Source organism: Marinomonas colpomeniae (assembly GCF_014803385.1).
Classification (GTDB): domain Bacteria; phylum Pseudomonadota; class Gammaproteobacteria; order Pseudomonadales; family Marinomonadaceae; genus Marinomonas; species Marinomonas colpomeniae.
Window position 1 is genome coordinate 823,076 of record NZ_JACYFC010000001.1, and the last position, 17,803, is coordinate 840,878.

The 17,803-nt window shown below is 38.6% G+C and carries 18 protein-coding genes; 9 read left to right on the forward strand and 9 right to left on the reverse strand.

Annotated elements, in window-relative coordinates; all coding sequences use genetic code 11:
• Positions 1 to 116 precede the first annotated feature (116 nt).
• The 8 genes from IF202_RS03875 to IF202_RS03910 form a co-directional block, all read right to left on the reverse strand.
• Positions 117 to 431 (reverse strand): DUF3301 domain-containing protein, encoded by a 315-nt coding sequence (locus IF202_RS03875; protein ID WP_191593538.1) that lies wholly within the window; start codon positions 429 to 431, stop codon positions 117 to 119.
• Between the two features lie 244 nt (positions 432 to 675).
• Complete coding sequence (locus IF202_RS03880; protein WP_191593539.1) at positions 676 to 1,212, reverse strand: flavodoxin; 537 nt, start codon at positions 1,210 to 1,212, stop codon at positions 676 to 678.
• Positions 1,213 to 1,234: 22 nt separating this feature from the next.
• A complete protein-coding gene (locus IF202_RS03885) occupies positions 1,235 to 2,122 on the reverse strand; it encodes a helix-turn-helix transcriptional regulator (protein ID WP_191593540.1) in 888 nt (295 codons plus the stop codon).
• Between the two features lie 150 nt (positions 2,123 to 2,272).
• Positions 2,273 to 3,646, reverse strand: coding sequence for a sigma-54-dependent transcriptional regulator (locus IF202_RS03890; protein ID WP_191593541.1), 1,374 nt, complete (start codon positions 3,644 to 3,646; stop codon positions 2,273 to 2,275).
• Position 3,647: 1 nt separating this feature from the next.
• A complete protein-coding gene (locus IF202_RS03895) occupies positions 3,648 to 5,729 on the reverse strand; it encodes an ATP-binding protein (protein WP_191593542.1) in 2,082 nt (693 codons plus the stop codon).
• 47 nt (positions 5,730 to 5,776) lie between these two features.
• Positions 5,777 to 6,727, reverse strand: coding sequence for an AEC family transporter (locus tag IF202_RS03900; RefSeq protein ID WP_191593543.1), 951 nt, complete (start codon positions 6,725 to 6,727; stop codon positions 5,777 to 5,779).
• Positions 6,728 to 6,749: 22 nt separating this feature from the next.
• Entirely contained in the window at positions 6,750 to 7,427 is a 678-nt protein-coding gene (locus tag IF202_RS03905; RefSeq protein ID WP_191593544.1) for a response regulator, read from the reverse strand.
• An 18-nt stretch (positions 7,428 to 7,445) separates the two neighbouring features.
• Positions 7,446 to 8,855: an ATP-binding protein gene (locus tag IF202_RS03910; RefSeq protein ID WP_235963225.1), complete on the reverse strand. Its 1,410-nt coding sequence runs from the start codon at positions 8,853 to 8,855 to the stop codon at positions 7,446 to 7,448.
• A 239-nt stretch (positions 8,856 to 9,094) separates the two neighbouring features.
• Here IF202_RS03910 and IF202_RS03915 point away from each other — a divergent pair, with 239 nt between their 5' ends.
• The 4 genes from IF202_RS03915 to IF202_RS03930 all read left to right on the forward strand — a co-directional run bounded on the left by IF202_RS03915 (position 9,095) and on the right by IF202_RS03930 (position 12,521).
• A complete protein-coding gene (locus IF202_RS03915) occupies positions 9,095 to 9,991 on the forward strand; it encodes an acyltransferase (RefSeq protein ID WP_191593545.1) in 897 nt (298 codons plus the stop codon).
• A gap of 118 nt (positions 9,992 to 10,109) precedes the next feature.
• The gene (locus IF202_RS03920) at positions 10,110 to 11,279 is read left to right on the forward strand and encodes an aminotransferase-like domain-containing protein (RefSeq protein ID WP_191593546.1); all 1,170 of its coding nucleotides are present in this window, start codon (positions 10,110 to 10,112) and stop codon (positions 11,277 to 11,279) included.
• 165 nt (positions 11,280 to 11,444) lie between these two features.
• Positions 11,445 to 12,161 (forward strand): YebC/PmpR family DNA-binding transcriptional regulator, encoded by a 717-nt coding sequence (locus tag IF202_RS03925; protein ID WP_191593547.1) that lies wholly within the window; start codon positions 11,445 to 11,447, stop codon positions 12,159 to 12,161.
• A gap of 168 nt (positions 12,162 to 12,329) precedes the next feature.
• On the forward strand, positions 12,330 to 12,521 hold the full coding sequence (locus IF202_RS03930) for a DUF1289 domain-containing protein (RefSeq protein WP_191593548.1): 192 nt from the start codon (positions 12,330 to 12,332) through the stop codon (positions 12,519 to 12,521).
• Here the strand turns inward: IF202_RS03930 and IF202_RS03935 are convergent.
• Entirely contained in the window at positions 12,518 to 13,753 is a 1,236-nt protein-coding gene (locus IF202_RS03935; RefSeq protein ID WP_328797189.1) for a glycosyltransferase family 4 protein, read from the reverse strand. The two genes, IF202_RS03930 and IF202_RS03935, sit on opposite strands and share 4 nt — an antisense overlap.
• Positions 13,754 to 13,891: 138 nt before the next feature.
• Between IF202_RS03935 and IF202_RS03940 the strand changes: the two genes are divergently transcribed.
• From IF202_RS03940 to IF202_RS03960, 5 genes are all read left to right on the forward strand, one after another.
• A complete protein-coding gene (locus tag IF202_RS03940) occupies positions 13,892 to 14,164 on the forward strand; it encodes a hypothetical protein (RefSeq protein WP_191593549.1) in 273 nt (90 codons plus the stop codon).
• Positions 14,165 to 14,425: 261 nt separating this feature from the next.
• Positions 14,426 to 14,938, forward strand: coding sequence for a hypothetical protein (locus IF202_RS03945; protein WP_191593550.1), 513 nt, complete (start codon positions 14,426 to 14,428; stop codon positions 14,936 to 14,938).
• Between the two features lie 279 nt (positions 14,939 to 15,217).
• Positions 15,218 to 15,514, forward strand: coding sequence for a DUF1330 domain-containing protein (locus tag IF202_RS03950; RefSeq protein WP_191593551.1), 297 nt, complete (start codon positions 15,218 to 15,220; stop codon positions 15,512 to 15,514).
• Between the two features lie 431 nt (positions 15,515 to 15,945).
• On the forward strand, positions 15,946 to 17,148 hold the full coding sequence (gene fabV / locus IF202_RS03955; protein WP_191593552.1) for an enoyl-ACP reductase FabV: 1,203 nt from the start codon (positions 15,946 to 15,948) through the stop codon (positions 17,146 to 17,148).
• Positions 17,149 to 17,264: 116 nt separating this feature from the next.
• Positions 17,265 to 17,786: a hypothetical protein gene (locus IF202_RS03960; RefSeq protein WP_191593553.1), complete on the forward strand. Its 522-nt coding sequence runs from the start codon at positions 17,265 to 17,267 to the stop codon at positions 17,784 to 17,786.
• Positions 17,787 to 17,803: the final 17 nt, after the last annotated feature.

Genomic DNA, 17,803 nt, shown 5'->3' on the forward strand with positions numbered 1-17,803 from the left:
TAGTTATTCTATTGCCACTATGACCTTGTTTGCAATTAAATGACATAAAAATGTGTAATTTAATTACATGTTGATTTTCTGAGGTGGAGAAGGTTGAGTGGTTGAGTGGTTAAATATTAAAAATCATGTGGGCTTAGCCATATATCTTGTTGTTGATGTCCCAAGTAATATATTTTCCCAGGGTAGCGTGCAATTCCACTTGAGCTAAATTCGAACTTATAGGTTCGTTTGATTTTAATTTGTCCCTGATGCCAAACTGGTTTCCACTGTTCTCCTGCGACACTCCCATCTAAAAGCTGCAGATCAAGTGATTCACAATGTTTTTTTGCTCTAATTAAAGCTTGTTCTCTAATGGATGTATTACGCCACCATGCATAAACACATGTTGAAATTAATAGAAGAATGACGATATCGGAGAGTTGTATGTTCATGTAGGCCAACTGTGTCTTAATTTAGTAGACAGCATCATAACGAATAGTAAGGAAAAAAAGAAATACGTGACTATCCCCAAGCAGGAGAGAAAGGGGAGATAGTCACGTTCTTCACACAATATAGAGCAAACCGCATTATTATCTCATTGTAAGAAAGCTAAAATTTGGGCATTCGGGGCAGCGAATGTGTGGAAATCCAAATTTGAGTCGTTAACTTAAATTCAATGGCCAGTCAGGTGATAATTTATGCGGCTTCGACAGCCCTCTCTGCGTAAAGTTGGATAACCCACTGTTCAATACGTTGATCAGTAAGGTCGAACTGTTGGTCTTCATCTATCGCTAGACCAATAAAATGTGTTTTATCGTGTACACAAGCTCTAGAGGCTTCAAATTCATAGCCTTCTGTTGGCCATTGACCAATGAAAGTGGCATTGGTTGGTAGAAGCTTTTCATATAACCAACCAATCGCATCGACGAAATAATCGCCGTATCCGAATTGATCGCCAAGTCCATACAAGGCAATAGTTGTATTTTCCAGTGAAAGCTCGCTTAGGATGTCACCAATCTCTTCCCAATCAGATTGAATTCCACCAAAGTCCCATGTTGGTATACCAAGAATAAGAGTGGAGTACTGTTCTAATAAACTAGGTTCTATATCCTTAATATTGAATATTTCTACCTCTTCTCCTAACTCTTCCCATTGATTGGCTATTTTTTGGCCAACTTCTTCTGTGTTATTTGTGTCTGTGCCGTATATAAGGGCTATAGATGAATGAGCCATGCTGTGCATTAATTCCTGTTGTTTAGTGGATTTGACTGTATTGGTGACTACTAACACCAAAATGCTGAATGAAAGCGGCTTCAAATTGATCTTCGGAGAAACCGCTTTGTGCGACAATCATACCTTTTTCCGTTGGGTCTTGCCTTAGTTGAGCTGCTGCAAATTTGATTCGACTATGAGTCCAGTAGCTCTCGATTGATTGACCTACTAAGAGGTAAAAACCAATAGCTAGAGCTTCAGGGTTTAGCCCGATTTTTTGTGAAAGTTGCTTTATATCTAAGGCTTCATGCTCCAGTACTTCTATTAAGTTCTGAGCGTTATATAGTTTTCGTTGGCAATCTTCGCATTGTGATAAGTGACTAAGCATTTGTAACTGCTCAATTAATGTGAAAATAAGCGCGTAAAGATGTCCCGCTAAACTAATAGAGTGGCCATTATGCGATAAGGCTGGTTGGCTAACATTGGCAGATTTTTCAGTAAAAGGTAGTTGGATAATTTGGTTTTCGTCACCAAGACTGTCTCGCATTGAAGTAAAATGCTGAATTATTTGATCTTCTGTTTCACCAAGAACTGAGGCTAAATGGGCTGGGCTAATGCGTATTTGCAATAGGCTTCGTTGCTCATCTTTTTTCATTGTAAATTGGCCACTCAAACTTTTAGCTTGGTAAGCAATTTGTACCGAATCTATGTCGTTAGCCGTCTTTATTGGCCCCTTTCCTATAAAAGAGAAATAGAGTCCTGACTGTGCGTCTTCATGAATAGATATGTCAGCTTTACTGTGTAGGTGTTGATTAAGTAATTGTAAATTTGGAAGTAGCGCAAGCAGGTGTTTATGGCCAGTTAGACTGCCGGCCATTTCTTTTTTTGTTTTTCCTGTATTGTCATACACATCATGCATATTGAATTGCATTGTATGTCGCCTCTAAATTGATAATGGTTATCATTAAAGAGTTTTTTTCTTTATAATGCAAGTGATTCTCATTAATAATTTTATATGAGAATCACAATTTTGATATTTTTGGGCGATGATGAGCCCTCAATCTCCATTTATCTAGAGTTATTAATCTAAATAATCAACACGGTTTAGCCCATATTTTTGCATTTTTTGATTTAGAGTTCTACGTGGCAACTGAAGCTGCTCTAAAACAAGTTGAATGTTTCCTTTCTGCTGTCGAATGCTTGCTTCTATTAAGCTTCGTTCAAACTCTTGTACTTTCACACTTAATGGAAGAGGAGAAATGATATCGATATCATCTTGGGCTTGGTAGCCCGCCAATATTTTAGCCACACTGGTATTTGGCTCTAGTGCATAGCGAAGAGCGACATTTCGAAGTTCACGTACATTGCCAGGCCAGCCATATAATGTCAGTGTTTCATGATCTATTGGACTAAGAGGTTTAAAGTCTCCGCCGCGCTCGTTCACTGCAATACGACAAAAATGCTCAAACAATAAAGGAATATCAGAGCCTCTATTTCGTAAATCAGGCAAGTGAATTTGTGATACATTTAAACGGAAAAACAAATCCTGTCTAAAGTTCTCCAGTGTTTGAAGGTCATTTTTTGCCGCGGCAACAACTCTTAGGTCGATTTCAATTGTTGTATTACTGCCGACACGTTCAAGTTGATTTTCTTGTAATACACGCAGTAATTTAATTTGCATCGCTAGCGGCATGCTTTCTATTTCATCCAGAAATAACGTGCCACCACTTGCGTGCTCAAGCTTGCCGATACGTTTTTTGTTGGCACTGGTAAAAGCACCTGCTTCATGTCCAAATAATTCGCTTTCAAACAGATCTGTAGGAATAGCAGCGCAATTGATGGCAACAAAAGGTTTGGTAGCTCTTGGACTGCAATCGTGCAATGCCTTAGCGACAAGCTCCTTACCGCAGCCTGTTTTTCCGTAAACGATAACGTGAGTGTCCATGCCAGCAAAGGTATGAATTTGTTGTCTGACCCGAATGATTTGTTCATTTTGCCCTATGATTGTTTCTTCTATACCGTGTAAATCACCTAAGTATTGGCTTTGATTGGCGTGTTGAAGCTGAACCTTTCTTAGTTGTATTGCTTTTTCTACCGTCTCAGTTAGTCGATTTGGATCAAAAGGCTTTTCAAGGAAATCAAACGCTCCATCACGTAAGGCGTTGACTGCCGTGTCTATGTCTCCGTGACCTGTAATGAGAATGAAAGGTAGCTCGGGCTCTTTTGCAAGGCATTCATTCATTAAGGTCAAGCCATCGATGGGTGTCATACGAATATCACTGACAATGATACAGGGGAGGCCTGTTTTATAATGATCAAGCAGATCTCTGGCGTCTTGAAACTCTTTTACATCGTAATTAGATAGGCGCAACCATTGAGCGGTTGTTGAGCGAACGATGTCATCATCGTCAAGGAGCCAAATTTCAATGTGGTTATTGAGATTGTTGTTTTCCATCTTAAGCCTTCAATAATGTTAATCGAAAAACTAACTGCGAGGATTCGTTATGGCTCGCCTTAAGTGTTCCATTCATGTCTTTTGCCAAGTTAGCACTAATTGCCATTCCAAGCCCTAAGCCTTTGCCAATTGGCTTTGTAGTAAAGAAGGGTTCGAAAATATGAGGTAATTTACTTTTTTCTATTCCTGGGCCGTTGTCTTGATAGCTTATAATGATCTCTTTATCATGCTCTTGTAAGGAAATTTGAATGCAAGGTGTAATCTTTAATTCATAACAAGCTTGCACAGAATTACTAATTAAGTTTGAAAATATTCTTTCCAATCTAGTCGGTTCAGCAATGACTTGATCTAAATTATTGAGTTTTATTTCCCAGCTTATTCCTTGTACTTCTTCACCTAGGCTTTCAATTGCTCGCTGTACAGATTCTTTTACTGAGGTTGGAGCAAGTTTTTCAGGTCTTCTATAAGCAAGTACTTTTAGCTCGCTTGTTAGATCTTGCATTCTAACAACAAGAGAAGCTAGATCATTCAGGACTTTAAGAGCTTGCTCCGAGTCTTGTCGTTTTAATAAAAGTTCGGCGGTATAAGCTAGAGTCTTAATTCCTGTTAAAGGCTGGTTTAGTTCATGAGCGATAGCGGTGGACATTTGGCCTATAGCGGCTAATTTCTCTGTTCGTAATAACTCTTTTTGAGCGGCTTCTAAGGCTTGTGTTCTTTCTAATACACGTTCTTCTAGCAAGCTGTTTGCTTCAAGTAAATTGAGTTCTGCTTTTTTACGTTTACTAATGTCGATTAACGTGACTAGGTAACCTTGTGACCCGGTCCATTCCAATGAAGATACAGACAATAAGGCAGGAAAGGTTTTGCCATTTTCTTTTTTGAGGCGCACTTCTTGCTCAAGTAAATTCGCAGCGATAATACCACTTTCAACATCTTCTGCTTGTAGAGTGTTGATAACAGATAAAGCATTTTGATTTTCAGGGCAGGGAGGCAAGAATTCTGACAAATAATGTGAGTTGAGTTTTGTGTTTTGTCCGAAATAACGTAATCCCATTGGGTTTACAAAAGAAATTTCACCACGTTTAGTCAGCTGTAATAATCCAACATGCGTATTCTCAATTAATATTCGTTGTTGCTGGTTACTACTGGCTATAAGATTTTCATTTTCTAGTTTTGTCGCGATTTTTAAGGCTCGTTCACGACGATACAGCCAGAAAAGAAAGATTAAAGCCGCTATGCCTAAACTAATAAATGCAATGTTTTGAGCTTTCTTCTGTAGATTTTTCAAATTTGATAAGTAGTGTATTTTCCACTTTAAATCGTCCAGCGTGACATCTTGTAACAAATAGCTTTCGCCATTTAAGTTGCTGATTTTGGAGCGTGTGTGGTTTAGGAATTGAACGTCTGTATTTTTTTCAAACCAATTTTTTTCGAGAGCACGGTTTAATTTATTAGCCAAAAAAATGAGGTTGTTTTGGTCCGTCATGACAACTAAATCATCTAGTAGATTCCATCGCTCAATCAAGTTACTTACATTGATTCTGACCGCAACAGCACCAACAAGTCCTTTTGAAGTGTATACAGGCGCTAAAACAAGATGGGACGATTTGTAATTGGTCGGGTTATAGCCAGAGACGAGTATATATTCTCCTTGCTGTTCTTTTAATATATTGCTTAAGATCTTTTTATCAAAATAGTCATCTAAATTGAAATTAGGTGATTGCTCACTAGAAACCAGAAGATCACCTTTATTGGATAGAATGAACCAATCTTGTGTTTTGGAAACGTGCGTAAGGTCTTCTAAATGCCTTTGTAGACGTTGTGTGAGCTCTGGATTTTCTTGGTTTTTCATAAAAGCCAACAATGTCGAGTTGTCGGCAAGTGCATAAGGAAGGATATGGTAGTTTTTCAACTCATTTCGAAGTTCAATTACGTAATCTAATAATTGGTCTTGACCCTCTGAATGTTTATCGATAATCAATACTTGGTAAGCAATGGTATTTACACCAAAAAATAAAAAAGTGAGTATGGCGCCGCCAAGGGAAAGGAAAAATAATCGGTGTTTACGGAATTGTGAAATCAAAGAGTCGTGCTACCCTTTAGTATATTAATCTGATGGTTTGAGAGTAATCAGATTAAGTGTAAGCTTTTCAATAAAGTAACGCCAATGCTGGTCGTAACTAATGACGCAACTGTGGTTATAACTATCACGTTTGCGGCTAATGAAGAGTTGCCATTCATTGCACGAACCATGATGTAGCTGGCTGATGCCGTTGGCGCAGAAGACATAAGGAAAAGTACACCTAGTTCCATCCCTCGATAGCCAAGTAAATAACCACCAAAAGTTAATAGGAATGGAATAAAAGCCAGTTTTGCTATTGAAGCAATTAATGCTCCAGATAAACCATTTTTTATAGAGCTAAAGCTTAATGATGCACCTGCGCACAATAGAGCTAATGGCAGTGTCATTTGTGCGAAGTAGTCGCCAGCTTTATAAATAGTAGTAGGAAGCTTGAGGCCTGTTATTGAAATAATAAAAGCAGCTAATATGGCAATAATAAGGGGATTTTTAGCAATACCTTTTAGTATGCCAATTGTATTTATATTACCCCCCAAGCCGCGGCTTAAACCAATGACAGATAATATATTAAATAAGATAGTGACGCCGCCTAGATAGACAGAAGCGACAGCATAAACATCATTGCCATAAGCATTTACACAATAAGCTAGACCAATGATGCCCATATTTGATCGAAATGCGCCTTGTATTAAAACGGCACGCTCTGCTTTATCTTGTATCCAAAATGGCATAATCAATTCTAGTGCAATGTAGGTAATAATGACGGCTGCCATGGCATAAATTACCAGAGAGAAGTCTGTATTACTGCTTACATTTGTTCTAGATATACTGATAAAAAGTAATGCAGGGAGCGTGACGTTGAATACCAGTTTAGACGCTGTATCAATGAAGTTATCATTGATCAGTCTAATTCGGTATAGCACAATTCCTAACCCCAATATTAAAAATATTGGCATAGTGATAGAAAAAGAAAATGCTAATACGTCTAAAAAATTGTTCACGCCAGTCCCTAATATTTTTTACTTAATCGTTGTTTTCAAAGCGGTATCCAGCACCATACACAGAATGAATAACATTTAATTCAGGTGCAACGGCGGCAATTTTCTTACGTAGTTTCTTAATGTGGCTATCGATAGTGCGGTCACTAACAACGCGGCTATCTGCATAAATGCTTTTCATAATAAGATCACGACCAAAAACACGGCCTGGTTCTTTAATCAAAAGTTGAAGCAGCTGGAATTCAACCGTTGTTAGATCAATTAACTCGCCTTTATAAGTAGCGCGTAGACGATCAACATCAAGTTCAAAACCATCGCTTCTTGGTGCTTCAGCTTGGTCTAGCTCTACACGACGTAAGTTAGCTTTTACACGGGCAACAATTTCGCGTGGGCTAAATGGTTTACATACGTAATCATCAGCGCCCATCTCTAAACCAATAAGACGGTCAATTTCTTCAGCCTTAGCTGTTACCATAATAATTGGAATACCACTAAATTGGCGAACCTGTTTACAGATTTCTATGCCGTCCAACCCTGGTAGCATAAGATCTAGCAGGACTAAGTCAACTTGGTTGTTTTTAATGTAATCAACCGCGATGTCACCACGATCAAGGTGATGATGCTCGTAACCTGCTTGGGTTAAATAAGCGGCCATCAACTCTGCTAATTTTGGTTCATCTTCAACAATTAGGACTTTGCTCATAATATTATTTGTTCCGTATTAATTTAAAGGGAATTCTATTTTTATTCCTAAACCACCATCTGGAGAATGGTAGGCACCAATGGTGCCTTGGTGTCCGTCTACAATACTCGAGCAAATAGTAAGCCCTAAACCTCGGCCGCCTGTTGCTCTATTTCTTGAATTTTCAACGCGATAAAATTGCTCAAAAATTCTATTTTTGTCATCTTCACTTACGCCAGGTGCTGAATCTTCAAAACGAATGACTATTCTCTTATTTTTCACTGAAATAGTAACACTTAATTTCCCTGGTGCATTGGTGTACTTTAATGAGTTATTCATTAAGTTTGAAAAAAGTTGATACAAACGATCAGAATCCCCCATCGTTTTAATAGGTTTTTGCTGAGAGTATTCAAATGTTAACTCTAGTCCAGCTTCCTTAAAAGGCAATGACATAGATTTAACCGCTTGCTCTAGAATATCGTTTATTATCACATCTTCCATGTTGTAATTTAAACTGCCTGTGTCATGCATTGATAATTGGTTTAAATCATCAATTAGGCGAGCCAAGTGAAGTGTTTCCTGCTGTAAGGATGACAGGCTTTCAGGTGACACTTTTATAATGCCGTCCTGCATTGCTTCAATTTCGCCTCTTAATATTGCAACAGGGGTTCTTAACTCATGTGCTGTATCTGCTACCCAGCGTTTTCTTGCTTCTCTTGTGTGCTCTAATGTACTAGCCAAGTTATTAAAGTTACAGCTAAGGTCTGCTAACTCGTCCGAGCCTTTTACTGCAATTCTTGTTTCATATTCTCCAGCGGCCAGCTTTTTTGTGGCTCTTTGCATGGAGCAAAGAGGGCGGCTTAACCATTGAGCCAAAGGCCAGGTTAAAAGAGCTGCAATGGCCAACATAAATGCTGATATAAGCAAAAAAGCTTCACCTTGTTGACGTACAAAGCGTAACGTTTGATCTTGCACTAGCTCTCTGATGGAGCGTAAACCTACATAGCCCACTATTTTTTTATTAACCGTTACCGCGTGAGTTTCTGCATTTGCAAAAGGAACCTTGCCAATAATTGATTCATGCTGATTATCGAACAAAAGAAAGCGTTGGCGGTAGTATTGGGATGGATAAATTAAGTCCAAGTTAGGGGTGCTAGGAGGTGGAATTAAGTCTCGTAAATTTTCCAGTTTGGCTTGGTGCCATTCTTTTTCCATACGACTTTCTTGTACTAAGAAATACCAGTCGTCGTAATAAATATAAAGATTGGCTGTTCTGTTAGCCATTTGCTCTAAAAAGTCACGGTCACGCTCAGTAGCATAAGATACAAAACCCTTATCGAAGCTCCACTGAAATACCTGCCACATGGAAACAATTAATAAAATATTACTTAAAACAAAAACCGCAAAGAGCTTATGTCGAATTTTTAACCCTTTTGGGATAGTCATCATTGGGTTTTAAATCCTGTTTTGTATCCTGCCAACTCACAAAAGCAGGGATTAATTGTTATCGATACTGGCTTTTAAAGCCTTATATATCGAGCTCTTTATATCGTTAGTCTAATCGTATGTTTACTATACTGTTTTTATAGGAAAGTTGGCTATCTAGATGGCGTGCAAATAATGAGGATTTCCAACTGAGATGTTCCTTGTAGTATTATCTGTTAAATTCATACCTTCAGGTTGTTGTTATGTGGTCTTGGTCTTTCCTAAAAGGTGTTTTGTCTTTTTTATTAATTACTTTAAATACTTTAGTTTGCTTTATACCCGTAATGCTACTTGCTTTATGTAAGTTGATTGTGACATTTTCACCTGTGCGTACCGCTCTTAATATCGCTTTAGATGGTGTTGCGACTATTTGGATTGCTATTAATAATATTAATCAGCGTTTTTTTGAACAATCTGTTATCGAAGTGTCGGGGAGTGAGAAACTCTCAACTAAAGAATGGTACATGATTACCGCTAATCATCAATCGTGGGTTGATATTCTTATCCTACAGCGCTTATTTAATCAGCGAATTCCTTTTATTAAATTTTTTTTAAAAAAAGAACTTATCTGGGTGCCATTTATCGGATTAGTTTGGTGGGCATTGGATTTTCCTTTTATGAAACGTTATAGCCAAGCGTTACTTAAAAAGCGACCGGAGTTAAAAGGCAAAGACATTGAAGCAACAAAGGCTGCCTGTGAAAAATTCCAATACTCTCCTGTCTCCATTATGAACTTCTTGGAGGGGACTCGTTTTACATCCGATAAACATCAGCAGCAAAACAATGCTTTTAAGCATTTACTGTCTCCTAAAGCGGGAGGACTGTCCTTCGCTTTAAATGCCATGAATGGAAAATTACGACACTTAATTGATGTCACTATTGTGTACCCTGATGGCGCACCTCGATTTTTTGATTACCTTTGTGGCAGAGTATCTACTATTAAGGTTCATATTCTTGTCACGCCTATTCAAGATGATTTATTAGGCGATTATCAAAATGATCCAGAATTTAGAACTTCTTTTCAGCAATGGGTGAATGATTTATGGAAAAAAAAAGATCGTCAAATATCATTGATGTTAGGTGTTGATAACGATGACTAATAATTTATGAGTATTCTTTTTTTAACTGTATCTTTGCTTTAATCAAAAATTGTATCTTTTCTATTTATCTGAAATCCTTGATTCTATTACTTCATATAATTTAATTGGAGGATTCTGAATGGATATTTCACATTTATTGACACCACATTCACAGCAAATGGAATCTTCTTTGGTTCGTGAATTACTTCATTACAGTCAGCAGTCTGATATTTTGTCTTTAGCGGGTGGTTTACCAGATGAAGCTGTCATGCCTGCTTACCCAGCATTAAATCTTTTGAACGATAGTCGGCAATACGGAGCAAGTGAGGGAGAGGGTTCTTTACGTAAAAGTATTGTGTCTATTCTTGCTGAACGAGGCTTGGTGTCATCTGCCGACAATATTCTTGTAACAAATGGCTCTCAACAAGGTTTAGATCTTATTAGTCGTTTGATATTGGATAGTGACTCAACTATTTTAACTGAGCAGCCGACCTATCTTGCTGCTTGTCAGGTGTTTAAGTTGCAAGGTGCCCATGTCCAAGATGTAGTATCTGATGAACAAGGAATGTGTATCACTGCACTGCGTGAGGCAATCGATAAATATCAGCCAAAAGCTGTGTATTTAATTCCAAACTTCCAGAATCCGGCCGGTCATTGTTATAGCTTAGAGCGACGAAAGCAGATTGCAGCTTTGCTTGATGAAAAAGATATTCTGTTGATTGAAGATGACCCTTATAGAGATCTTTGCTATGAAAACGTAGATCTAACGCCTATTACAACCTTGATCAAGTCCGCCCCTTGGTTATACATGGGCAGTTTTTCTAAGGTGTTATGGCCTGGGTTACGAGTGGGTTATACGGTATCTTGTGGCGCCTTTACACCGCATTTGACTAAGATAAAACAGGCTGCTGATTTGCATACCAATCGTTTAGGTCAAAACATGATTGAGTATTTTTTAGAATCTGGTCAATACCCTGAACATGTAAAAAAATTGCGTGTTGTGTACAAAGAAAAATGTGATCGAATGACCGGTGCTTTAAATAAGTATCTGAATGGAGTGGTTGAGTTCACACCTCCCACTGGTGGTATGTTTTTCTGGGTTAAACTGCCTGAAGGTGTTTCGTCTATGTTGGTCTTAGATGAAGCATTAAAAGAAAAAATATTGGTCTTACCAGGAGTACCTTTCTTTCCTTGTAAGAATCCTTTGGAGGATTCATATTTACGTTTGAGCTTTGCACGAGTGTCTCCTGCAGAAATCGATCGGGCTATTTCTATTCTATCTAGTGTTATTAGGCGCCTGATGCCTTAATTTAATTTTTAATATCAATAAAAGCACAGCAGGTACTCTCCCTGTTGTGCTTTTTTATGTGAGTCAGAATAGGTTTTATCGCATTAATGTGCCGCCAGTAGTTCCTTCTTTTTAGGGGACACGTTAGAATCTTGTTTTTAAGATTGCATAGAATAGGAAAATGTAATGGGCAGAGCCTTTCAGAACCGTAAAGAGTCCATGGCAAAAACGTCTGATCAAAAAGCCAAGGTTTACAGCAAGTACGGCCGTGAAATTTATGTTTGTGCGAAATCTGGTGGTATTGACCCTAATGGTAACTTGACGCTTCGTTCAATGATTGAACGTGCGAAAAAAGACCAAGTGCCAACTCACGTTATCGACAAAGCGATTGATAAGGCGAAAGGCGGCGGCGGTGAAGATTTTGATACAGCTCGTTATGAAGGTTTTGGTCCTGGTAATACTATGGTGATAATCGACTGTTTGTCTGATAATCCCAACCGTACTTTTGGTGACGTGCGTACTTGTTTTAACAAGGTTAAATGCAAAATTGGTGGTCAAGGCAGTGTGAGTCATATGTTTGATCACAGTGCAATTTTTGTGTTCGCTGGCGATGATGAAGAAACCGTACTTGAAGCCTTAATGATGGCTGACGTCGATGTAACGGACATAGAATTGGAAGACGGTAAAGTAACTGTTTTTGCTCCGAATACAGATTATGGCAAGGCTAAGTCTGCATTAGTAGAAGCCTTGGGGGAAATTGAATTTGAAGTTGATGAAATTCAATTTGTTGCTCAAAATACGACACCAATTGAAGGTGAAAATTTAGAAAAATTCGAATTGTTCTTAGATCTATTGAACGATTTAGATGATGTTCAAAACGTTTATCATGACGCTGAATTCTAAGTTTAACTAAGATATAAGAAAACCCTAAACCCTAAACCCTAAACCCTAAACCCTAAACCCTAAACCCTAAACCCTAAACCCTAAACCCTAAACCCTGACAAACTGTTTCTCTGTCGGGGTTTTTTTATATCTATTATTTAATGAAGACTCGCAATAAAGTAGATCGTGATGACTAAGATAAAATCTCAAGTAAAATCCCCTTGTGTGAATATTTGTTTTCTAAACGAAGACGATCTTTGTGCTGGTTGTTACCGAACCGGTAAGGAAATCAGTTTGTGGGGTAGTATGAATAAAGCTTCTCAGCAAGCTGTTATGAAGAAAGTGCGTGAGCGCGAAGCGAAAAGCTCACTTGTGAATTAATTTTCTTTTACAGTTGTGTTTTTAAGTTCAATCCACTGAGACATGTATTGCGTACTTTTCATACTGTGATGTCTTAGCATCAAGCCCAAAAAGTGTTTCTTACGAAGGCTGTCTTTTAATTGATGTTGCAATCTAAGCCTTTGAATGAGCTTTGGTTCCCATATTTCTGCTTGGTAACGGGATTCTAAAATTGAGTTACCGTTCTTTTGCATGAGCTGCCAGTTTTCTTTGTCGTTATAAAGAGATACGGCTGCATCAACAAAAGTGTCTATGTCGTCAGATACAACGCCATTCCAAGGAAGTAAGCCGTGCATGGACTCTGCGCCTACTTGTGTTGTAATGCTTGGCGTGCCCATTTGCATGGCTTCCACTAGCTTACCTTTGATTCCAGCGCCAAAGCGTAGTGGCGCCAAACACATTCGAGCATTCTGCATAACTTCTTGAGCATCTTCCGCCCAGCCTTTAACTAAGAAACCTTCTTTTGCATTATGCAGTTGTGTGGCCTTTGGCGGTGGATAGGCGCCATAAATGTGTAGCTCTGCTTTGGGTAAGCGCTTTCGAATCTTTGGCCAGATTTCGGTTTTGAGCTGTAACACAGCATCCCAGTTGGGTGCGTGGCGAAAGTTACCAATACTAATGAAGTGTTCACGTTCTTCAAATGCATTCAGTGAGTTTAAATTGGTTGGTGCATCCAGCATAAATGGTAAATGTAAAATATGTGTTTCTGGTACGTGAAACTCATTTTGTAGTAGTTGCGCTTCTGTCTCTGAAATCATCAAGGTGAGGTCGCAGCGATGAATCGATGCAATTTCTCGAATGCCTTGGTCGCTGTATAAGTCTTCAGTTTTGAACTCGATATTTTTTTTGATTGCTGTGTGTCTTGCTTGTCTTAAAGAGTGAAGGTCTTCTGTGTTTAATACTCGTAGAGAATCTGGACTGAATTTTTCTACTCGCCAACCAAACTGTTCTTCCATCATGAAGCGATCAAATATGACAATGTCGGCTTTTTTTTCGGCAATGTAGTGATCGAAGGAAGCATCGTTCAGTTCTATGCTTTCTGGTGTTATGCCTAATATAGATAAATCTGCCATGTGTTCGGTTTGTTGAGCAGGACTGGCAAATGAAATAGTCCATTGGTTTTTATGGAAGCAGTGTAGTAATTGCATCATACGGCTGCCAGCAGCAGAAGAGTTTGGTTCTGGCCAGACGTAGCCAATAATAAGTATGTGCACAATGCTCTCTATTTAAAGGAAAACGATTAAAGGGAAAGTTTTTTGGGTTAAAAAAACTCATTATACCACTAGGGATAGATCGATTGGCATGAAATGCCGTCTCTCTGTTCATAAAACTATACGACGGCATGGAAATTTTTGGAAATTCTCAATGAGAATATTGAAACGAATAGGGTAACCGCCAAACCAAAATCAGTCACTCGACGTTACTTTTTAGATGGCCGTTTGACCTCGCTCATCGACTTTGCCTTATCTCAGATGACGGACTTTGTCTCTATGATTTATATTTTTTTAATAAAAAGGGCAGGTTTTAACGGCAATCAAAATGTTTTTAACATGGTCAAAAAAATATTAGCTGGAATGTTATTTTTTAATTTATCTATATTGTGCCCGTTTACACATTTTAAATAACTCGATTTTGCGCGTTTGTACTGGAAGAAAATAAAAAAGCCTACTAATATCAATGATTAATAATTCTACGCATTCAGATAATGCGCAAAGAAGGAACGTGATAACGCGCACGCTCGTTTAGCCAGTTTTGGGTTTCATAAATAACTTTATAAAACACTTAAAATTCGGTGGTTTATAGAAAAATTAAAAGGTTTTTAAACATGTGTAAACGCGCATGCGCATTATTAAGTTGTTAGGCATACAAAGGAGTTTGTACCAATTATGAATCTTTATGGTGCGCTGATTACTCAATTAGCAAGATCTTTAACCGGTGCTTTATACACTGATGAAGATATAAAAAGAATTACTAGCGGTGCAACTGGAAAATATCTAAAAGAGTTTTTTCCTGCTACTCAAGATGAGCAAGATGCTCACAATAGAATTTCTTCGGCAAGGAACCATATAGAAGCTGCAGGAACTATAATTCGAGATATGCAAGACGACCTAGAGGCACAAGATCGTCAGCTTAATGAACTACTCAATACGATTGATGAGAAAAAGAAACTTGCAGATCGATATCAAGCATTAGCAGAAACCAATAAAGAAGCCTTTGAGGCATTTAGACAGGAAATGGAAGAAGCTTTGCGTAGAGAACTAACAGAGCAAGCAAATCAGGGGAAAACGCTTAGACAAATAGCTTCGGGGATAATTTGGTTGGTCACTTTAATAGCTGGTGCTGCACTAGGAACTTACTTCAAGGATCTTACTGCTTGGTTTGGAACATTAATAGGCTAATGTACGATGTATGCCTAACAAGGGTTTTCAAGTCGGACAAATTACAGTTGGCTTTTTGTTCGTACCTCACTTATTTTAGCCAACTGCAATTTGCCGCTTAAAACGGCGTTGAGGTCGTAGAATTACTCTTTTTTAAGAAAAACAGTCTGTTTTATGGGGTTTAAATGCATTACCTAATGCCTTAAAACCTCTTAGGATGGATCTCAGAGACTCGTTTTTTAGCGGGATTTAGTAGTTTGAGTAATTCTACAGCCTCGTTAGCTGTAAAAGAGGTATGCAATGAGTTGCTATATTATTTACCATTACAATATTATCGATAAAGAAAGAATCGAGTTATTAGGTCCATTATCAGTCCCAATAGTTGAAAAATTTGGCGGTGAATTAGTCATTGCCAATCATGCTGACTGCTTGGAAGGCTCTTCTCCATATTCACATATGGTTGTTTACAAATTTAAAAGTATAGAGTTAGCAAAAAGTTTTTATGAATCGCATGAAAGTCGAGAGCTATCTAAGCTAAGAAACGAAGTTACGGAAGGTTTTGTTGTTCTAATGCCACAATTCGAGATGCCTAAATAAAGCACCTTGTGATCATCAGAATATAGAGCTTACAAGTCAAAAAACTACTTGCCCTTCGGGCGCCGGACGCAACAAGTTGCACCGGATATTGAGGCGTTAATCTGTAGAACCTTACCAAAAAGAACATTTCTATGTTCTTTTTAATGGTCTGTTATCTAAGCTATTTTCCATGTTTTAATCCCTTCTCTTGTTGCTGTGTACAAAGGTCTCTGTAATAAGTAAGCGCATGGCATTCTCTATTGAAGCTCTCTATTAAGGCTTTCTATTAAGGCTTTCTATTAAGGAAAAGGCATTTAAGATTCAGGATTTAAGGGAGAATTAGGACATATTCTTTCAGCTATTGTATTATGGCGAACAGATTTGTGTTGCCTGCCTCATTTGTAGAAGTTGTCAGGCAAGGCGTAAGCAAAACATGACGTTGAGACCATATTATGATCATAAAACCAAAGATTCGCGGATTTATTTGTACAACAACACATCCAGCAGGCTGTGAACAAAATGTAAGAGATCAGATTGCTTTCACTAAAAGTAAGGGACAAATTGAAAATGGCCCGAAAAAAGTATTGGTGATCGGTGCGTCAAGTGGCTATGGCTTGTCTTCTCGAATCGCTGCGGCATTCGGTTCTGGTGCAGCAACAATCGGTGTTTTCTTTGAGAAAGCGGCAACAGAGAAAAAAACCGGTACAGCAGGTTGGTATAATTCTGCGGCGTTTGAAAAAGTTGCAAAAGAAGAAGGTTTGTATGCAAAAAGCATTAATGGAGACGCTTTTTCAAATGAGGCTCGTACACAGGTTATTGATCTTATCAAAGAAGATCTTGGTCAAGTTGATATGGTGGTTTACTCATTGGCTTCTCCTGTTCGTAAGATGCCAGAAACTGGTGAAGTAATCCGTTCTGTGCTTAAGCCTATTGGCGAAACATACAAATCAACGGCGATTGATACAAATAAAGATGTCATCATCGAAGCTGAGATTGAACCTGCGACAGAGGCTGAAGTAGCGGCAACCACAACCGTTATGGGTGGTGAAGATTGGGAGCTTTGGATGACGGCTTTACAAGACGCTGGCGTATTGGCTGATGGTGTACGTACTGTTGCTTATTCTTATATCGGTTCTGATATTACTTGGCCAATTTATTGGCATGGCGCGTTAGGTAAAGCGAAAGAAGATTTAGATCGCGCTGCGGCAGAAATCAATGGTCAATTGACTAAACTAAATGGCGGCGCAAATGTGGCTGTGTTGAAGTCGGTTGTGACGCAAGCTTCTTCTGCGATTCCAGTAATGCCGCTGTATTTGGCTATGGTTTTCAGAGTGATGCGTGAGAAAGGGCTTCACGAAGGTTGTATGGATCAAATTTATCGTTTGTTCTCAGAGCGCCTTTATAACAACCATAACCCTGCTGAACTTACTGATGATAAAAATCGTTTACGTTTGGATGACTGGGAGCTACGTGACGATGTGCAGCAGGCGTGTCGTGACCTTTGGCCGAAAATTACAGACGATAATTTGTTTGCGGAAACAGATTACCAGCTTTACAAAGATGAATTCTTAAAATTGTTTGGCTTTGGTTTGGATGGTGTTGATTACGATGCTGAATCGGACCCATTGGCAGACTTTGAAGTTATTACTCTTTAGGTTTTGTTCTTTGGTTATTTGTTAACCGCGAGTAAAAAGGAGTTCAAGTTTTCTTGAACTCCTTTTTTAATGGCTTTTTATCTCTTATAGTATATAGATTCATACTTGGGGTGATTATGAGACAATTTTGGTTTCTTTGTGCTATGCCTTTAACGGTGGGAGCTCAAACAATTGAGCGCCAACCTATCGATATTATTTATGGCAATCAAATAATACGTACCGAACATCAAGTGGTAGTAAGCTCTCCTGAAGTAGTTTCTGTTATTCCTGTTGAGCGAGTGAAAACGACTCTAGGACCTAATGTTGTTATCGCAGCAGATGGTAGTTCTCTTTCTTCTTTTGAAGAAAATTCGATAGCCTCACGTGAGCAAGCTATTTTTGATGAAGTGAATAAAAGGACAGAAGAGGCTCCTTTTACTGTTTTGTTTACTGGGAATATACCAGAAGAAATTCAAGAGAGGCGTCTTCGTATGATGCCTGAAATTGGTGTTTTTAGAGATCAGGTTGGTGGCGATTCAGCTGATGTTGTGCAGCCAGATGTTGGTGACTTTTCTTCTGTCGGTAAGAGTGGAGCGCCTATTGGGACTTCTTCTAAGGTTGAAGATGAAGCTAAGTTAGAGGCATTAATAGGAGGTTAGTGTTAAAGCTTGTTTGG

What these genes read in the sequence shown, in the direction of transcription:
- IF202_RS03875 (WP_191593538.1), bottom strand. Translation starts at nt 431, where the DNA reads ATGAACATACAACTCTCCGATATCGTCATTCTTCTATTAATTTCAACA.
- IF202_RS03880 (WP_191593539.1), bottom strand. Translation starts at nt 1,212, where the DNA reads ATGGCTCATTCATCTATAGCCCTTATATACGGCACAGACACAAATAAC.
- IF202_RS03885 (WP_191593540.1), bottom strand. Translation starts at nt 2,122, where the DNA reads ATGCAATTCAATATGCATGATGTGTATGACAATACAGGAAAAACAAAA.
- IF202_RS03890 (WP_191593541.1), bottom strand. Translation starts at nt 3,646, where the DNA reads ATGGAAAACAACAATCTCAATAACCACATTGAAATTTGGCTCCTTGAC.
- IF202_RS03905 (WP_191593544.1), bottom strand. Translation starts at nt 7,427, where the DNA reads ATGAGCAAAGTCCTAATTGTTGAAGATGAACCAAAATTAGCAGAGTTG.
- IF202_RS03910 (WP_235963225.1), bottom strand. Translation starts at nt 8,855, where the DNA reads ATGATGACTATCCCAAAAGGGTTAAAAATTCGACATAAGCTCTTTGCG.
- IF202_RS03915 (WP_191593545.1), top strand. Translation starts at nt 9,095, where the DNA reads ATGTGGTCTTGGTCTTTCCTAAAAGGTGTTTTGTCTTTTTTATTAATT.
- IF202_RS03920 (WP_191593546.1), top strand. Translation starts at nt 10,110, where the DNA reads ATGGATATTTCACATTTATTGACACCACATTCACAGCAAATGGAATCT.
- IF202_RS03925 (WP_191593547.1), top strand. Translation starts at nt 11,445, where the DNA reads ATGGGCAGAGCCTTTCAGAACCGTAAAGAGTCCATGGCAAAAACGTCT.
- IF202_RS03930 (WP_191593548.1), top strand. Translation starts at nt 12,330, where the DNA reads ATGACTAAGATAAAATCTCAAGTAAAATCCCCTTGTGTGAATATTTGT.
- IF202_RS03945 (WP_191593550.1), top strand. Translation starts at nt 14,426, where the DNA reads ATGAATCTTTATGGTGCGCTGATTACTCAATTAGCAAGATCTTTAACC.
- IF202_RS03950 (WP_191593551.1), top strand. Translation starts at nt 15,218, where the DNA reads ATGAGTTGCTATATTATTTACCATTACAATATTATCGATAAAGAAAGA.
- fabV (WP_191593552.1), top strand. Translation starts at nt 15,946, where the DNA reads ATGATCATAAAACCAAAGATTCGCGGATTTATTTGTACAACAACACAT.
- IF202_RS03960 (WP_191593553.1), top strand. Translation starts at nt 17,265, where the DNA reads ATGAGACAATTTTGGTTTCTTTGTGCTATGCCTTTAACGGTGGGAGCT.